We start from the raw sequence: 17,782 nt of genomic DNA, 5'->3' as shown, positions 1-17,782 counted from the left end.
ACCGTTGTTCAGGTTCCACTGCACAGCCTAAAACAATCGCTTATTCTGCCGTTTGCTGCGCAAACAAGACGCGGATCAAGGAGGTATGGCATCTCCTTGGTCCGCGTCTCAGGGCAAACCATGCGGTACAAAGCGTATCACTATGCAGTGACCGGCTCAGTTTGCGGCTCAATCTCGATCTTAGCCCCCAACACTTTCAGGAACTGCGCCAGCCATGCCGGGTGTGCCGGCCATGCCGGTGCAGTGACCAAATTGCCGTCGGTGATCGCCTGATCGGCGGGAAGTTCGTGATACTCAGCACCAATTAACGGCAGATCAGGGCCAACTGCTGCATACGCGGTGCAGCGACGACCGTTCAAGACGCCGGCCGCTGCCAGTACTTGTAAACCGTGACAGATCGCTGCCACCGGCTTATTGGCGGTGAAAAAGTGGCGGGCAATTTCGAGCACACGCGGGTTGAGTCGAATGTATTCCGGTGCGCGACCACCAGGAATGACCAGGGCATCGTATTCGTGTTCATTCACCTCATCAAAAGTCTTGTTAAGGACAAAGTTGTGACCCCGCTTCTCACTGTAGGTCTGATCGCCTTCAAAATCGTGAACTGCCGTGCGCACGAATTCGCCGGCTTTCTTACCGGGGCAGACGGCATGCACCTGATAGCCGAGAGCGGCAAGTGCTTGGAACGGCACCATGACCTCGTAATCTTCGACATAATCGCCGACGAGGAAGAGAATTTTCTTCGCCATACACTACTCCTCTTGATATATGACCGGCTGACCACTCTGTCAGTATATTGCGAGCTGCGATAACTTTACTGTAGCACAGTTCAAGGGAACGGTCAACCAACCTGCAATACGCGCAGCGTTTCGGCGACCGCCTGCTGGAGACCGCTCAAGCAGTCTTCAAGCGGCTGATCGGTGGTAGCTGCACGTTCGAGCGCCTGCGCTGCGGCTGCCACCAGCACGGCCCCAACTTGACGAGCACCGCCTTTCAGACGATGGGCTATCTGTCGTACTTGTTCACGATCACGCCGGGCAATGGCCACAGTTACCTGATCGAGCTGTTGTTGGAACTCGTGTCGGATCAGCTCACAGGTTGTGCGTCTTATTTCGATCTGATCACCACCGAGTGCGGCCAACAGCTCGTTGAACATTGCCCTATCGATCACCAGCTCCTCATCTGTAGCGGTACTATGGACTATCTGATCACGTCGGTCGGTGGGTGGATGTAAGGCATCGCGAAGATCTTGTAAACGAACCGGTTTATTAAGAAAACCGTCCATACCGGCTGCCAGGCAACGCTCACGGATACCGGCAAAGGCATAGGCGGTGAGAGCAATAATCCGTGGTTGCCGGATGCGATTGCCAAGCGCACGAATGTGGCGCGTCGCTTCTTCCCCGTTCATTTCCGGCATTTGTAGATCCATTAGCACAACATCAAACTGGCCATGTTGGACGGCATGTAAAGCTTCACGACCATTCGCAACTACCGTCACGTGATGCCCCAAGACCCGTAGAAGATGCAACGCCACTTGCTGGTTGATCTCGTTATCCTCGGCCACTAAGACGTGCAGTGCTGGTGTCTGAACAGACGAGGGTGATCCTACCGACTTCAACGGTTCTACCGGCGCTACCACACGTTGCATTGGTAAGCTAAGAGTAAAGATTGAACCCTCGCCCAAACGACTATCGGCCCGTAGCTCACCACCCATCAGGGAAGCCAATTGAGCACTGATCGCCAAACCCAACCTGGCCCCATCACGCCGTACTTGTTCGCTACGATACCGGATAAACGGCTGGAAGAGCCTGGGCAGATGTTCGGATGTGATCCCAATACCGGTATCACTCACCCTGATCGCTACTTGACACCGGTCATCGGCGACATCAAGCAGATCAACTGTTATCGAGACACTCCCATGATCGGTGAACTTTATTGCATTACTGACCAGATTTGTCACGATTTGGCGTACTCGCATCCCATCAACGATGACTAACGCTGGAAGCGCGGGATCGATTCTGACACCCATGTGCAAGCCTTTTCGCACGGCCTCGCGGCGAAACAACTCACACACAGCCATGATAATTGCCCGCAGATCGGTCGGTTTGGGCTCTAGCTCTACCTGCCCCGCCTCCAGTTTGGAAAAGTCAAGCACATTATTGATAAGAGTTAGGAGCGATTCACTCCCGATCCGAATTGTCTCGATGAAGTCGCGCTGCTTGTCGGTCAAGCCTCCTCGCAACAAGACCTCCGTACTCGTAATAACCGCATTCAACGGTGTCCGCATTTCGTGGCTGATCGCGGCAAGAAACGAGGTTCGAGCACGTTCGGCCTGCTCAGCAGCTTCTTTGGCGCGCAGTAAATCGGTTGCGATCTGTCGCTCGACGGTAATATTCCGACCAACAATCAGACCACCACTAATTTGCCCTGGTGTGATCTCGACGGGAAGTAAGACGGTATCAAACACTTGATCATCGATAGGATAATCGATGCGATGCGTCGCACCGTTCAAGACCTCATGACACAGGGATAGTAATTTTGAACAGTACGGTTCAGGAAGCAGATCAGGCAACAAGCGACCTTCAAGCTGTGCTGAAGTGACGCCAAAGCGAGCTAATTCAGGACCGGCAGCTAGCGTAAGGCGGAGATCGGTGTTGAACATCAACACGATGGTACCTGGTAGCATGTCGGCCAGCATGCGATAGCGCTGTTCGCTCGCACGAAGTGCTAGCTCATTTTCTTTGGTGCGGGTAATATCTTGAAACGTACCGCGCAGCTTGACTATGCGCCCATTCTCCCAGACCGGCTGGCCGATCGAACGCACCCAACGGAGATTGCCTTTTGCTGTCCGAAACGGTAAGGCGAGATCCCATTCGGCCCCGGTGGCAAGGCACCGTTCATACACTTCACTGATCAGATGATGTACTTCGGCAGGGTAGAAATCTATCAACTCAGGAGATGGTGGTATGTCACCGACCGGCAACTCGTGAATAGCAAACATCTCCTCCGACCAAACCATTGTTCCCGTTGCCAGATCAAGCTCCCAGCCACCTACGCTTGCCATCTTCCCCACAGCGCGCAGTAATTGTTCACGTTCGGCAAGCGCCTGCTCAACGGCAACCTGTGCCGTTATATCAGTTTGCACACCGACAAACGCGACAACATTCCCGGTCTCGTCGCGTACTGGACTGATCGAAAGCTGATTCCAAAACGGTTGCCCATCTTTGCGATAATTGAGGATACGCTCCTGAATTGGGTGCGCCGCCGCAATCGCCTCGCGTAGCCGATCCACCGTTGCCGCGTCGGTCTGTGGACCTTGCAGAAAACGGCAGTTACGGCCAAGAACCTCATTGGGAGCATAGCCGGTAATCGTGCTGAATGCCCGGTTGACGAACACAATTGGCTGATCAGCACCGGCATCGGTCACGATCATCCCACTCGCCATTTCGTTAACAGCAGCGAGGAGAAACCGGTTTTGGGTGCGCAATCGGGTAATTTCTGCTTGCAAATCGGCAATTTGCTGAGCGAGTTCGGTTTCTTGCGCCGAGTGCTCGGAAGCAGACGGGGGTGCGGAATGCTCCATGAATCCCAATTCCTTAACCAGTTGGTACGTATGCTTGAAACCACCTGTTGCTTACTACAAGGAATTGTGCTAGTGGTATGATACCATTTTTGCTCGAATTGATGTGGATTCTTTTATCAGGTATGCACAATTAACAAGGGGTATAACAATACTATACCCCTACCGAATAGCCCGATATGACCCATCCACCAAACGGTACTACAAGGTTGTTTGGTCGATGTGAACCGGCGGATCCCGTTCGATCCGCTCAATCAATGCCGCCAGCGCACGTGGCTTAATGTGGTACAACTGATCTGTTACCCGCACCGGTTCGTGCAAATCGGGATGTGCGGTATCAATGACAACGTGCCATTCAGCATCGTCAGGCCAGTCAGGTAAGATAAACGGCACCTCCTCGTTGCCGGCATTGATCAACACGAGCAATACATCGTCACGCATGGGTTTACCGTCTTCGGTGCGATCATCAATGACGGCGCCGTTCAACAACACCCCAATACAGTGCAAATCGGGCTGCTGCCACAATTCAGCACTCACCTCTTGCCCATCCGGGCTTAACCATTCGACGTCATACTCAGCATTCGCAAGATGACCGACAAAGAAGCGGCGTCGGCGCAAAACGGGATGCTCACGACGGAACGCGATCAGACGACGGGTAAACGTCAACAGCAGCTCGGCCTCAGGGTCGGATTGCCAATCCACCCACGAAATCGAGTTGTCTTGGCAGTACGCATTGTTATTACCCTGCTGCGTTCGCCCACGTTCATCACCTGCCAGCACCATCGGTGTCCCCTGCGAGAGGAAGAGCGTAGCGATAAAGTTCATCATCTGCCTCAACCGCAGTGCGCGAATGTCCGGGTCATCGGTTGGTCCCTCAACACCGCAATTCCACGAGTTGTTGTATGAGTCGCCGTCGCGGTTCTCTTCACCATTGGCCTCGTTATGCTTCTCATTGTACGAAACCAGATCGCGCAGTGTAAAACCATCGTGCGCAGTGACGAAGTTGATCGAGTGATACGGCCGACGCCCGTTGTGATGGTAGAGATCCATCGAACCCATAAACCGCGAAGCAAATTCGGCAGCCTGACCGGGATCACCCTTCCAAAATCGTCGTACCGTATCACGATAACGACCATTCCATTCGGCCCATGGTGGTGGAAAGCGACCAACCCAGTAGCCATCAAAGCCAACATCCCACGGTTCGGCGATGAGTTTCACGCGCTGTAACACCGGGTCGTGCTGCACCATGGTCAAGAACAGGCTAGGTTGTTCAGAACCGGCCGGGCCACGAACGAGCGTGCGGGCGAGATCAAACCGAAACCCGTCGACGTGCATCTCGGTCACCCAATAACGGAGCGAGTCGAGGACCATCTGCAAGGCACGTGGATTGTTCATATTAAGACTATTGCCGGTACCGGTATCGTCGAGATAGAACCGTGGCTGATCGGGGACAAGCCGATAGTATGAGGCATTATCAATGCCACGAAAGCTGAGCGTTGGGCCGAGATGGTTACCCTCGCCGGTGTGGTTGTAGACGACATCGATAATGACTTCGATGCCGGCAGCGTGCAGGGCTTTGACCATCGCTTTGAATTCATTGACTTGAGCTTGTGGGTCGCTCTGGCTGGCATAACGCGGTTCAGGGCTGAAGTAATTGATCGGTTGGTAGCCCCAGTAGTTCGTAAGACCGCGATCGGTAAGGAACTGATCGGTAATAAACGCTTGCACCGGCAAGAGTTCAACCGCCGTGATCCCCAATTCCTTCAGATAGTCAATCACGGCCGGTGTCGCCAGACCGGCATACGTCCCACGCAATGCTTCTGGCACGGCGGGATGCAGTTTGGTAAAGCCTTTCACGTGCAGCTCATAGATCACCGAATCGGCCAGTGGAATATCCGGTGGTCGATCATTGCCCCAATCGAATTGCGGATCGATCACAACTGAGCGAGGCACGTAGGGTGCACTATCACGCTTGCCGATGGTCAAATCACCATACGGACTATCAACGCGATAACCGTAATTGGCCTTATCCCACCGCAATTGACCCGCCAACGCACGGGCATACGGGTCGATCAAGAGCTTATACGGGTTGAAGCGATGGCCCTGTTGCGGGGTATAGGGACCGTATACACGATACCCATAGAGCTGACCTGGACGTAATCCCGGAATATAGCCGTGCCAGACATCAGCCGACCGTTCGGGAAGAGTGATACGCACAGCCTCATGCAGTGCATCAAGACGATCAAACAGACACAACTCAACGCGCGTCGCGTGCGCTGAGAAGATCGCGAAGTTTACACCTTCACCGTCCCACGTTGCCCCAAGCGGATACGGACGACCTGGCCAAACATCGGTAATTCGCACGCAAATCCTCCCCTAGATAAACACTGGTAGCGTGCAGACTGGACAGCAATTGCCACCTGCACGCTACCTTGCGATAGGACTCATCTCAAACCCTGATAAACATCGCACGAAGTTAGAGGTAACAACCCTACCGAATTAACGCTCCTCCTTACGCTCACGCGAGCGGAAGACGATGACAATCGGTGTACCCTGAAAACCATAGCGTTCGCGTAGACGATTCTCAAGATAACGGGCATACGACCAGTGAACCAATTCGCTATCGTTAGCGAAGAAGAGAAACACCGGTGGCTCAGTTTGGGGCTGTACTGCGTAGTATAAACGGAGATGGGCACCCTTCTTGACAGCCATCGGCGGCTGTTGGACAACCACCTCACGCAAAAAGTTGTTCAGTTCGCTCGTCGGTACCCGTTTCTGACGCTGAGCGTAGATCTCACGGGCATAATCGAGCAAATGACCGACCCGCTGACCGGTCAATGCCGAGATAAAGACGATCGGTGCATAGTCGACAAACTTAAACGCTTCGCGTACTCGGTGTTCATATTCGTAGTAGGTTTGCGAATCTTTGGTGATCGCATCCCACTTATTGACCACCAGGATCAAGCCTTTTTTCGCTTCGAGCACCATGCCGGCAATGTGGGTATCTTGAGCGGTAACGCCTTCGGTTGCATCGATGAGTAACATCGCAACATCGCACCGCTCGATTGCACGCAAGGTGCGTAAGACACTGTATTTCTCGATCCCGCGCTCAATTTTACCGGCACGCCGAATCCCGGCGGTATCAATCAGGGTAATCGGTTCGCCGTGGTAGGTAATCGTAGTATCAATCGGATCGCGCGTCGTACCGGGAATTGGACTGACCACACTGCGCTCTTTGCCGAGCAGACGATTCAGCAACGAAGACTTACCAACATTGGGGCGACCAACAATCGCCACTCGCAGATGGCGCTCCTCATCCTCCTCGAATGTCTTGGGCGGAAAATACTCGGTCAAGCGGTCGAGAACATCGCCGGTACCAAGCCCGTGGAAGGCACTCATTGGGATCGGATCTCCCAGATTCAGCGCATAGAACTCAACTGCATCGAGCATGCGCTCTTGGCTATCGCATTTGTTCACCGCCAACACAACCGGCTTTGCAGTTGTACGCAAAATATCGGCTACATCGGCATCAGCCGTCGTCAGACCATCACACCCGTCGACCATAAAGATGATCGCGTCGGCCTCGGCAATCGCGTGTTCGGCTTGGGCACGGGTACGACGAGCGATCTCCGCTTCAGGCAAAGAAGGATCTTCGTCACCAAATAGAAGACCGGCAGTATCAACAACGGTAAACTCACGTCCATTCCAGAAAGCATCACCGTACAGCCGGTCACGGGTGGTACCGGGAATATCTTCCACAATCGCCCGTCGCTCGCCGATCAAGCGGTTGAAGAAGGTTGATTTTCCTACATTCGGACGGCCCACAATGGCCACAATCGGTTTTGGCATAACTCCTCCCGGACGCCAATCCTGTGCGTCCTCGCTTTCTATTATAGTAGGTGTCGGGATAGACGTTGCATAGTATTCATCGTAATGCGGCCATCGTCCGACGGAGTTTTTGCTATGATCGATGCACTGCTTGGGATTTTACTCTGCCAACTGATCGGTGAAGTGATTAGTCGTGGGCTTCGACTACCGGTACCCGGCCCGGTAGTCGGTATGCTGTTGCTCTTTGCCATTTTACGCTGGCGCGGTGGACCACCACCCCAACTCAGCACCACTGCCCACGGACTGCTCACCCACCTTCCCCTGCTGTTCGTCCCTGCCGGGGTTGGGGTTATCGTGCATATACCGTTGCTCATTCGCGAAGGATTGCCGTTATTCGCCGCAATTATCGTCTCAACGACAATTACGCTACTCGTAACCGGCCTGACCGTCCATCGGCTGTACCGGAGGAAGTGATCCACACGTATGGATGACCGAATTTTTTCGATCTGGGTATATTTAGCCCAAACTCCACTCCTCTGGCTCACCACGACCATCACCATCTATCGCCTGATGACGATTATCAGCCGCAGATTGGGTTCACCCCCGTTCCTCAATCCTGTTCTCTTATCAATATGCTGGTCGGTATCTTGCTTGTCACCGACACTCCGTATGCCACCTACTTCGATGGAGCCCAGTTCGTTCACTTTCTGCTTGGACCGGCGACGGTTGCGCTGGCTATTCCGCTCTACGAAACGGCTTATGGGACTATCTGAAGCAACAGTACGTTCCCTCGCACCCAAATCGATTACGACGTCCATTGCGATGGGTATTGCCGAACAACTAGGCGGCCTACCCTCACTGACGGCCGTCATTGTCATCGTTACCGGTATGGTGGAGGCGCTGTTTGGCTGGGAGCGGCTCGGCTTGGCAGGTATCCACGATGATAGTGAATGAGGCTTTGCCCCAGGCTTAGCATCGCACGGTCCGGGCACTGCACGCTCACTACAATTTAGTAGTGAAGCGGGAGCCTTAGCCGGTTTGGCAATGGGGTTAAACGGCGCACTAACGTCGCTCCTCGTGCCATTGCTGGCACACTGACTCGGATTATGAGAGCTGCGTATGGATGGAGGACGAGGCAGGTAAGATGGAACGCTTACCTGCCTCTATTCGGCGATAGAAGGCAGAGGGGAACAACCGCACTCTCATCCCGCTTCATCAAGCCATTGCATGCGGATAGCAAGCAGGTTGTACTAACCCTCGATCCGCTCCATCGTACCATCCGGCAACCAACGGATACGTACACCGTTGATCTCCGTCCAGCCCTCAAGCTCTTCTTCCTCTTCCTCCTGCGGGACGAGGACCGGCCCACGATCCTGCGACCAGAGGATGAGTTCGTCAATTGTATACCATCCCGGCCGATAATGGACTTGGTCGGCCGGATTAAGCCAGAAACGAATCTGGCCGTCCATCCATTGCCAACGCTCAAGCGAGCGCCACTCCTTGCCCTGATCGCTCAGGACGACCTTGACCTCCTCCAACATGCGCAACAGTTCCGGCAACGAGCGCGGCGTACTGTAACGCAGTTGCAGCAGGCGCTGATTAATTGCGTCCCGCAGTCGTTCGAGCTCAGGTATGCTCAAACTTTCTAGATCGAAGTCAATCACTGCGGCTTCCTTTCCCGGGATGTCGATCCGATGTGCTCTATGCCGCACCGAACCGGCCCGCTTCGACATCCATAAACAGAATCCCTTGGGTTGGTAGCGCGCACTGCGGTGTGCGTTAATCGCCTGCCTGTCCCCCACATGTATCATACCCCAATTTTGTTACAAGAACCTTTCCACGGGGGGTAAACAGCAGCGATCTTTGTGTTTCTGCAATAATAACGCAAATCACGACGATTAGGTTGCAAAACCGGCCGCACTTGATAACATTTCAGTCATCTTTCAGGTTGCGTTGATAACTCGAGTGCAGCCAGCAAGCGAAGTGCTTCATCAGCATCGTTACCGCACATGTCGGGATATGGTCGTAGACGAACACAGATTGCCGGACGTTCGGGTTTACCATACAACGCACAGCGATTGTCGGTGGTTAACTGAACACAGCGCACACCGGCAGGCTTGCCATTCGGCATACCCGGTATCGGTGACGAGATCGAAGGGGCGATACAACACGCGCCACAACCAACTCGACATTCCATCGCAGGCTCCTCGCGCACCGATCAGCACGATGTTACTCCTCCGCGATACGCTCGATCCGTAACCCACGAATCTCTCGCCCCCGTGCTGCCCAACGTCGGTGATAATGTGACTCGAACACGGCCAACTCACTTGGTGAAGCGGGTAATCCACGCAACTGCGGGAAGGCGGGCAGCAATTCTTGCATCAGGGTGAAGAGGTCTGGATGATCGGTCAGAAAACTGAGATACCCACCCGGTACGAGCGCACGCTCAGCGCAGCCCAGCATCTGCGCCGAAACGAGTAGTTGATTGCGTTGTCGGTTGCGTAACAGCGGCGGTGGAAAGTGAAGAATGATCGCCGTCAAGGCGCGATCGGGAATACGCTGGTAGAGGAGACGTGCATCGGCGTGCAGAAAGATGATATTCTCTAAACCTAACTCAACTACTCGTTCCACCGCTCGGTACAGCGGTTTGGCAACAATATCAACCCCAACAAAACAGGCATCTGGCTGTGCTGCGGCCAAGGTGCAGATGTATTCACCGGTTGCACAACCCAACTCAAGAGTCAGCGGTGCATTACGCCCAAACAGACTCTCAGCATTCAGCAACGGAAAGCGGGCAGGATAGTGATAGAGTTCGTGGGCCGACCACGAACGATAATAGCGTTCAGCTATCTCCGGTGGTGGTACTGTGACCTTTAAACGTGCAGGATAACGACCTCGACCCATATCGGTAACACTTAAGACATAAACGCAAAGAACGCAAAGAACGCAAAGAACGCAAAGAACGCAAAGAACGCAGAGATGTGAAATTAGCTATACTCTGGTAAGCGCAACAAGGCCAGGGCGACGACTGTTGCCCATGCCAACACCTTAAACTCACCAGCAGCGAGTGCCTGCCGTACCTCATCGACCGTCAACAAAACCAATTCCTGCGCTTCAAGATCATCGCTCGCGCCTTTACCCACGAATGTCGCGCCACGCGCTAAGTACAGATGGGCTACACCGGCGCCGCGATTCCCGTCTACCGCATAACGACCGAGATGTTCCCAATCACTCGCAATATAGCCACTCTCTTCGCGGAGTTCGCGTTGTGCTGCTCCCAATGGGTCTTCCCCGGGTTCAAGATAGCCCCCGACCGGCGCCAGCGATAAACCCTCGACCGCGTATTTCTCCTGCCGAAAGAGAACAAACCGATGGTCAGGTGTGATTGCGACGACATTCACATATTCCGGTGTGATAATCCACTGCCAATCCGGAATCTCACGACCATCGGGAAGAACGACGTGATGGCGTTCGACTGTCAAAAATGGTGGCTGGTGTAAAATGACTTCCCGTTTGCGTAATTGCCATGGTGGCATGATCAAGCCTCTCTTCTAAAGCGAGGGATCATCAATCTGATCACCGTACCTTGCAGTGTATTCGTCTCGATCTGTAATTGTCCTCCATGGACACGAGCAGTTTGGCGAGCAATTGCTAACTCGATGGTATGCGCTCGTTGTGTTTGGATCGAAACACTATGGAGGTCACTGTCTGGTGGTAAGCCAGGATCGGCAACTTCAATCCAGACATATTGCTCATCAGACCCACTACCAACCTGAATAACCCCACCGTCCGGATTCGCCTGCGCCGCTGCAACGATAAGAGCAGTGAGTGCGGTGTGGAGCAGGTTGGTTTCGCCGGCAGCAACCGGTAAGGTGCTCAATGACTCAACAATAGTGATCGCAGCGCGATGTGCCAACTTGTGGGTAGCAGTATCGATCGCCAACCGTGCAATTTCTACCAGATCAACCGGCTGGATGTGGAGTGATTCGAGCTGTGCAAAGCGCTGCAAGCGACGCGCACTCATTGCACCAACTTCAGCAGCCGTGGCAATCATCTGGAGATCGATCCGTTGCTCACCTTCAGCGTCGAGTTCGAGTAACTGTGCTCGACCCAAAATGACCGTCAGCAGGTTATTAATGTCGTGGGCAACCCCCGTAGTTGCCAAACCCAGCACACGCGCTTGGATTACGTCGGGATGCAATATCGCCGTTGCCAATTCGACGAAACGGGCCGCATCAGGCCATAATGGTCGCGTCGGTACAACCGTATTCACACGGTCAGGTAGGGACAGGGTTTGCCCAACACTACGCACGACTACTTCAGCCCACAACGCCGTTCGCGCTTCACCGGCGGCATAGCGTACCATCAGTTGTGACAGTAAGTGTTGCCAGATCACGTGCCGCGTCATCATACGGCGGCAGAACAGGGCATCAACGAGAGGTGCGATCTGTTCAAGCAGGGGCGATACATCGGGCATTGCCCCTGGAACGAGCAAACCACCGATCAGTCGACCATGCACAACCAACGGCTGCCAATGATCGGCGAACTCTCTTAGTCCGTGTAACGATGGTGTCTCACCGATAATCACATGCTGAGTCGGCAAGGGCCACATCAGTGTTGGTTGAGCTGTGCCCTGGGCTACCGACCACATAACCGGACCGATAACTAACCATGTTGCAGCAGGGACTAGTGGAGCTATTGCCCGGCACAATGCTCGTTCCGTCACCGTTAGTGGCGAAAGTGAAGCAAGGACGAGATCATACCGAGAAGGTGAACGGTCGGCATGGTGATTCATGATCGCTATGCATAGGTGAGACTATCATTCGCTACGGCTCAGGGCAACCCGGTGCAAGTTGCGTAATCGCTGTACCACAAAGACCACTGCCCCAATTGCCAATACCACCAATACCAACTTCTGGTACTGATCGATAATTTCGATCACAAACTCCCAGTTTGCCCCGAGGATGACGCCACCAATGGTTAGTAATGACGTCCAAACGGCTGAACCAAGAGTTGTAAAGATCAAGAAGCGCCCCATTGGCATACGATTCATACCGGCAGGCAACGAGATGAGACTGCGAATGATCGGAATCACACGGCCTCCAAGCACGATCACATCACCGTAGGTCGTAAAAGCATGCAATGCTTTATCAAGGTCCTGCTCAGAGAGGAGAAAAAAACGACCGTAGTGACGGAAGAAAGGACGAACTAACGGCTCACCGGCCAGCATCCCGATATAGTAGAGCACAATTGCGCCGAGCACCGAGCCAAGCGTTCCGGCGCCAATTGCCAGAAACAGGTTCATCTCACCACGCCCAACGAGAAAGCCGGCAAACGGCATCACCAACTCAGACGGGATTGGTGGAAAGAGATTTTCGGCCAACATGACCAGCGTGATACCGGGGTAGCCAATGGCAAGAATGATGCTTTCTATCCAAAGACCGAGTTGTTCGAGAATACGTCCCATGCAAGAATTCTCCGTCTAACTGTCTTGTGTATCACATACATTGTCAGGTATGGTAGATGATTGCACAGATGTCGTCAAGTAGCGGTTTTTCATCTCGTTATTGGCGCATTTTACACGCAGCTCAGTGTAATCATTACCGAGTATAATCGTTCAACGATGATCACACCAGCTTACACCTGCTGCTCACCGAGGATTCTATGGACAACTCGCGCCCAACGATAGCCTTTTGCCCACGGTGTGGCGCACCGTTGCCGCCGGGCAACCCACGATTTTGCATTGAATGTGGCTATCCATTAGCAGCCCAAAACGAAGATACCCTCTCTACCCCACTCCCATCATCTGCCGGCCAGATGACAGTACGCTTACCCAATGCGCGTGTCGCGCAGAGTGTGATCGGCGGTACGGTCAAACTTCCATCATCTGGCGCAGTCCCACCGGGGATGTGGGTGCTTGATGAACCACCTTCGGCGCAAGCGGTCGTCGCGATTTATGCACCATTACGGGCAATTGTCGGCGGTTGGAGCGGATTAAGCGGGCAGGGGTGGCGGCGTGACGAGCGACAGGCACTGGCCGGTTCTCGCATGCTGTTTACGTTCTTGGCCGAACGAGTTTGGTTTCCGGCGCCAGGATGTGGTGGCGGCTTACAATTGCATGTTACGATTGCTGCCATAGCCGAATCTGAAGAGGGACGAGAACGGCTCGGCTTTCGCTATCGCATCGGTGACGATCCGCCAATGGAGGTACGGTACGCCGAGTGGCGCACGAGCGATGGCCATCCGGTGCCAAATCAGCCGATTCCGGCAATTCAGATTATGGCACCACCGCGGATTCCGCGCGTCTCCGATCTGAACGAGACAATCCGACGCATGAGTCGCAGTGAAGCCGACCGCTGGCTCGTCGGTAGCGTCACTCAAGGCGTTTACCAGCTCCTCGGCGGTGACATCCAGCAGCGGACTCCGGCCGGACGCGGGTTGTTACTGGTTGAAGTCGTCGAAGAGGAACAGCGCAACTGGTTGCAACGGCTATTTGTCGTCACACCCGCCCGTTATCGAGTGCGGATTGAGCGTCCATTGACGGTTGATTTGACCACTTGGAACCGGCAGGTTAAACAGATTAGACAAGAGGCAGCCGCCCTCGGCCTTGATGTTGAGACCGATGCTGCCATCGAGTGGTGGATCGATCGCTATGGGTACGATGGGGTGATTTTTACCGGTGCAGACCAGCGTTATCGGTGCAATCAAGTCATTGTTGCTTTTCGCCGTGGGCAATTGGTACGAGTGTGAGCACAATGTACCTCAACCTGCTTCAGCCGCCAATACTTCAATAACTGCCAACAAGCGTTCTGACCACTGTGCTCCAACTAACCGTCGATCTAACCTAATCGATTGCTGCCCAAGCTTGAGCGCCGCATCGCGCGGAAACCGTCGCCGCAGTCGATCACGCATTGCCGGCGTTAAGCTGGTCATCAGGCGGATGAGAAACACATCGCCTTCCGTCGTGATCGACACTACACCAGCTTGCAGCGCCAACAACCTTATTTGCAACCAGAGGATCAAGTGTAACACCGGTTCTGGCAGCGGCCCGCCAAAGCGGTCGATCAGCTCTTGGCGCAGACTACGCACTTCCTCGATGGTGTCGGCATCGATCATACGCTGGTACACCGCCAATCGCACCGTCTCATCAGCAATATAGGTGGGGGGAAGGTAGGCGGTCAACGGTAAATCGATGGTCACCAACGGTGCCACCAACACTTTTTCCGACACGGTAGGCGCGCGCAAACCAGCCGCCATCGCCGTTGGGGAAGGTGTGAATCCTCGATCAACGGTCATCTCATCGACATCCCGCTTGAGTTGCTGCACAGCCTGCTCAAGAAGGCGTGAATAGAGATCGAAACCCACCGCAGCAATGTGCCCCGACTGCTCGGCACCTAACAGATTACCGGCACCTCGTATTTCAAGATCACGCATTGCTACACGGAATCCGGCGCCAAGTTCGGTCGCTTCTTGGATCGTCTCTAGTCGTTGGCGGGCATCGGATGACATGGGGGCGGCCGGGTTGTAGAGAAGGTACGCATACGCCCGTGTTGCACCACGCCCGACTCGGCCGCGCAACTGATAAAGCTGGGCGAGTCCGTAATGCGTTGCATCATCGATAATAATGGTATTGGCATTGGGAACATCAAGACCACTTTCGATAATAGTGGTACAGACGAGCACGTCGTACCGCCCCTCGAAGAAATCCATCATCACTCGTTCCAAATCACGCTCGGCGAGCTGACCGTGACCGACGGCAATCTGCGCTTCCGGCACCAGCCGACGCAACCGTTCTGCAACGTGGTAAATACTCTGTACCCGGTTGTGGACAAAGTACACCTGTCCCTCACGTTCGAGTTCGCGCCGAATCACCTCTTGGATCAGATGATCATCGGCAGGAACGACATACGTTTTGATCGGGAGACGGTCTTCAGGCGGTGTATCAATCACACTCAAATCACGGATACCCGACAGCGCCATGTGTAAGGTGCGCGGAATGGGTGTGGCCGTTAGCGTCAACACATCTACCTCGGCCCGCAACTGCTTGAGCCGCTCTTTGTGGCGAACACCGAACCGTTGCTCTTCATCAACGATCACCAGACCGAGATCACGAAACACAACATCGTTGGAGAGCAATCGATGCGTACCGATGATTATATCGATCTTACCTCGGGCCAAATCGCGCACGATGTCGTCTTGCTCTTTCGGCGAGCGAAAGCGTGAGAGCATTTCGACTGTCACCGGAAATGCCGCCATCCGTTTACGGAACGTATCAAAATGCTGTTGGGCCAGCACCGTCGTCGGCACGAGGATAGCTACCTGTTTTCCGTCTTGTACGGCTTTAAACGCAGCGCGCAGGGCCACCTCGGTCTTCCCAAACCCAACATCACCACAAACCAATCGATCCATCGGGATGGGGCGCTCCATATCGGCTTTCACCTCGGCAATAGCACGTAGTTGGTCATCGGTCTCAAGATAGGGGAAGCTAGCTTCCAACTCGCGCTGCCACTCGTTATCAGGTGAAAATGCAAAACCGGGCTTGAGCTGACGTTGGGCATACAGATGGAGCAGTTCCTCGGCCAGCTCTTGCACCGCAGCACGTACTTTACGCTTTGTGCGTTCCCAATCTTGCGTACCAAGCCGAGTGAGGGTCGGGGGGCCATCACCAGCACCGATATAGCGTGTGACCCGATCAATTTGGTCGACCGGAACGTAGATTTTATCTTCGCCGGCATAGCGTAACACGAGATATTCACGCTCGACCTCGCCGACGGTACGGCGGATCATGCCATCAAACACGGCGATGCCATGCTCGATATGCACTACATAATCACCGGGTTTGAGTGAGCGCAGAAAGGCAGTGCGATCGACTATCGTCGTCTTACGCCGACGTTCACTGAGCGGACGACGTTGGCGTATTCCAAAGATTTCGCTATCGGTGAGCAGGGTTAGGCGCAAATCGGGTACGGTAAAGCCGGTTTCAAGCCCGCCGTGAATTGCGATAAAGCGCCCGCTTATAGTCTCACCCGTCAACCGTTCACCGACCAACTCTTGCAACCGAGCGGCTTGCGCGGTCACTGCTACCACCACCTCACCGGCCCGCACCTGCTCGACAATCGTCTCGATAAGGCGACGCATCTGACCACCATACAACGGCGGTACTCCAAACAGCGGTGGAACGAGTGCGTCGGGATACTCGTTGTGGGTCAGATCAGCCACGACCAGCTTGGTCTGACCGAGCAGCTCAAGCTCTTCCCAGCGCAGATAGGGCCGCGGAAAATCGGACGGTAGTTCACCGATCGTCACTAATTGATCGCGGTACGTAGCGGCTTGCACGTCGATCTCGGTGGCGTGCTGTTCGAGGAGATGGGCTTCGGCAAGTGTCACTAAACTCTCTGCCGGTAAGTAATCGAGCATGGTAGCCGGTTGGGTAAAGAAAAATGGAGCGTAGAAAGCGCGACCTTCAAAGCGCTGGCCGGCTGCCAGTTGTTCACGCACGACTGCCCACTCTTCAGCTACCTCACGACGTAATCCTCGCAGATCGAGCGCATCAATTCGATGTAAAGCCTCTTCACGCTGCCAGAGCGGAATCTCGTGTGGTGGGCCAATCTCAGCATGTTCCAACCGCTGCTCACTGCGCTGCGTGGCCGGATCAAACCGGCGCAGACTATCAATTTCATCATCGAACCACTCGATCCGCAATGGCAACTCATCACCTGGCGACCAGACATCGAGAATGGCACCACGGCGGCTTACCTCACCGGGGACTTCGACCATCGCAACACGCTGATAGCCGTTTGCCAGTAATCCATGCAGGAGTTGGTCCATCGGCATCTGCAAACCACGCCGCAGTCGGATCGTCGCTGTGGCTAACTCGGACGGAGGCATTGTTGGCTGCATCAATGCCTTAATCGGCGTCACAATAACGCCCGACCACTGACCGGTTTGCAAGCCACGCAGCACTGCCAACCGACGCGCGATCACATCGCTCCCGGCGGACATGTGCTCATAAGGGAGTGCATCGGCGGCGGGAAACAGTCGGACACGGTCAGGAGATAACCATTGGCATAGGTCATCGACGGCGCGGCGCGCACTCTCGGCACTCAGAGTCACGTACACAACCGGCAACGGCCAACGACGGGCTAAAGCAGCGATCAAGGCCGGGCGAGCCGCAGTTGGCACCGGGGCTATCGTCTGATAACCGGGACGTAGAGTGGCTGCCAATCTTGTGAGTACAGGTAGCTCGGCGAGCACTGTACCCAACGCGCTGACACTTGAGCATTGCCACGAGACTGCCGGTAATGAGGTCATAAGCGAAGCGGTGTACTTGAATTGAATAAAGAAGAAGCCGCAACGTGTAAGTTCAACTCCATGCGG

13 protein-coding genes and 1 pseudogene are annotated in these 17,782 nt (G+C 54.4%); 3 read left to right on the top strand and 11 right to left on the bottom strand.

Translation table 11 applies throughout. The annotated features are described in order from the left end of the window. Positions 1 to 140: 140 nt before the first annotated feature. From ACP5OT_RS01560 to der, 4 genes are all read right to left on the bottom strand, one after another. Positions 141 to 746: a DJ-1/PfpI family protein gene (locus ACP5OT_RS01560; RefSeq protein WP_424674654.1), complete on the bottom strand. Its 606-nt coding sequence runs from the start codon at positions 744 to 746 to the stop codon at positions 141 to 143. 92 nt (positions 747 to 838) lie between these two features. Next, complete coding sequence (locus tag ACP5OT_RS01555) at positions 839 to 3,580, bottom strand: PAS domain-containing protein (RefSeq protein WP_428131136.1); 2,742 nt, start codon at positions 3,578 to 3,580, stop codon at positions 839 to 841. A gap of 198 nt (positions 3,581 to 3,778) precedes the next feature. Next, positions 3,779 to 5,941, bottom strand: a complete 2,163-nt coding sequence (gene glgX / locus ACP5OT_RS01550) for a glycogen debranching protein GlgX (RefSeq protein ID WP_424674656.1) — start codon at positions 5,939 to 5,941, stop codon at positions 3,779 to 3,781. Between the two features lie 135 nt (positions 5,942 to 6,076). Then, entirely contained in the window at positions 6,077 to 7,426 is a 1,350-nt protein-coding gene (der, locus tag ACP5OT_RS01545) for a ribosome biogenesis GTPase Der (RefSeq protein WP_424674657.1), read from the bottom strand. Between the two features lie 114 nt (positions 7,427 to 7,540). Here der and ACP5OT_RS01540 point away from each other — a divergent pair, with 114 nt between their 5' ends. After that, positions 7,541 to 7,879, top strand: a complete 339-nt coding sequence (locus ACP5OT_RS01540; protein ID WP_424674658.1) for a CidA/LrgA family protein — start codon at positions 7,541 to 7,543, stop codon at positions 7,877 to 7,879. A gap of 9 nt (positions 7,880 to 7,888) precedes the next feature. After that, a pseudogene (locus tag ACP5OT_RS01535) lies at positions 7,889 to 8,503 on the top strand (LrgB family protein). Between the two features lie 152 nt (positions 8,504 to 8,655). Here the strand turns inward: ACP5OT_RS01535 and ACP5OT_RS01530 are convergent. The 6 genes from ACP5OT_RS01530 to ACP5OT_RS01505 all read right to left on the bottom strand — a co-directional run bounded on the left by ACP5OT_RS01530 (position 8,656) and on the right by ACP5OT_RS01505 (position 12,872). Beyond that, the gene (locus tag ACP5OT_RS01530) at positions 8,656 to 9,069 is read right to left on the bottom strand and encodes a hypothetical protein (RefSeq protein ID WP_424674659.1); all 414 of its coding nucleotides are present in this window, start codon (positions 9,067 to 9,069) and stop codon (positions 8,656 to 8,658) included. A 272-nt stretch (positions 9,070 to 9,341) separates the two neighbouring features. Further along, positions 9,342 to 9,602, bottom strand: coding sequence for a YkgJ family cysteine cluster protein (locus ACP5OT_RS01525; protein WP_424674660.1), 261 nt, complete (start codon positions 9,600 to 9,602; stop codon positions 9,342 to 9,344). Positions 9,603 to 9,634: 32 nt separating this feature from the next. Then, entirely contained in the window at positions 9,635 to 10,309 is a 675-nt protein-coding gene (trmB, locus tag ACP5OT_RS01520) for a tRNA (guanine(46)-N(7))-methyltransferase TrmB (protein WP_424674661.1), read from the bottom strand. 83 nt (positions 10,310 to 10,392) lie between these two features. Then, positions 10,393 to 10,941 (bottom strand): NUDIX hydrolase, encoded by a 549-nt coding sequence (locus ACP5OT_RS01515; RefSeq protein WP_424674662.1) that lies wholly within the window; start codon positions 10,939 to 10,941, stop codon positions 10,393 to 10,395. 2 nt (positions 10,942 to 10,943) lie between these two features. After that, positions 10,944 to 12,200, bottom strand: a complete 1,257-nt coding sequence (locus ACP5OT_RS01510; protein WP_424674663.1) for a sensor histidine kinase — start codon at positions 12,198 to 12,200, stop codon at positions 10,944 to 10,946. A 24-nt stretch (positions 12,201 to 12,224) separates the two neighbouring features. After that, a complete protein-coding gene (locus ACP5OT_RS01505; protein WP_424674664.1) occupies positions 12,225 to 12,872 on the bottom strand; it encodes a DedA family protein in 648 nt (215 codons plus the stop codon). Between the two features lie 197 nt (positions 12,873 to 13,069). On the opposite strand from ACP5OT_RS01505, the gene ACP5OT_RS01500 reads away from it, so the two are divergent. Further along, on the top strand, positions 13,070 to 14,155 hold the full coding sequence (locus ACP5OT_RS01500) for a zinc ribbon domain-containing protein (RefSeq protein WP_424674665.1): 1,086 nt from the start codon (positions 13,070 to 13,072) through the stop codon (positions 14,153 to 14,155). A gap of 12 nt (positions 14,156 to 14,167) precedes the next feature. Here the strand turns inward: ACP5OT_RS01500 and mfd are convergent, their stop codons facing one another. After that, positions 14,168 to 17,716 carry a transcription-repair coupling factor gene (gene mfd / locus ACP5OT_RS01495; protein ID WP_428112706.1) on the bottom strand — a complete coding sequence of 1,183 codons (3,549 nt, stop codon included), beginning with the start codon at positions 17,714 to 17,716 and terminating at the stop codon, positions 14,168 to 14,170. Positions 17,717 to 17,782 lie beyond the last annotated feature (66 nt).

Origin of the sequence: Chloroflexus sp., assembly GCF_049970315.1 — a bacterium.
GTDB lineage: Bacteria > Chloroflexota > Chloroflexia > Chloroflexales > Chloroflexaceae > Chloroflexus.
The sequence above is the reverse complement of the archived record's forward strand: the minus strand, read 5'-3'. Positions and strand labels throughout refer to the sequence as shown.

Coding starts and splice junctions, on each gene's coding strand:
- ACP5OT_RS01560 (WP_424674654.1), bottom strand. CDS start 746: ATGGCGAAGAAAATTCTCTTCCTCGTCGGCGATTATGTCGAAGATTAC.
- ACP5OT_RS01555 (WP_428131136.1), bottom strand. CDS start 3,580: ATGGAGCATTCCGCACCCCCGTCTGCTTCCGAGCACTCGGCGCAAGAA.
- der (WP_424674657.1), bottom strand. CDS start 7,426: ATGCCAAAACCGATTGTGGCCATTGTGGGCCGTCCGAATGTAGGAAAA.
- ACP5OT_RS01540 (WP_424674658.1), top strand. CDS start 7,541: ATGATCGATGCACTGCTTGGGATTTTACTCTGCCAACTGATCGGTGAA.
- ACP5OT_RS01525 (WP_424674660.1), bottom strand. CDS start 9,602: ATGGAATGTCGAGTTGGTTGTGGCGCGTGTTGTATCGCCCCTTCGATC.
- trmB (WP_424674661.1), bottom strand. CDS start 10,309: ATGGGTCGAGGTCGTTATCCTGCACGTTTAAAGGTCACAGTACCACCA.
- ACP5OT_RS01515 (WP_424674662.1), bottom strand. CDS start 10,941: ATGCCACCATGGCAATTACGCAAACGGGAAGTCATTTTACACCAGCCA.
- ACP5OT_RS01510 (WP_424674663.1), bottom strand. CDS start 12,200: ATGAATCACCATGCCGACCGTTCACCTTCTCGGTATGATCTCGTCCTT.
- ACP5OT_RS01505 (WP_424674664.1), bottom strand. CDS start 12,872: ATGGGACGTATTCTCGAACAACTCGGTCTTTGGATAGAAAGCATCATT.
- ACP5OT_RS01500 (WP_424674665.1), top strand. CDS start 13,070: ATGGACAACTCGCGCCCAACGATAGCCTTTTGCCCACGGTGTGGCGCA.
- mfd (WP_428112706.1), bottom strand. CDS start 17,716: ATGACCTCATTACCGGCAGTCTCGTGGCAATGCTCAAGTGTCAGCGCG.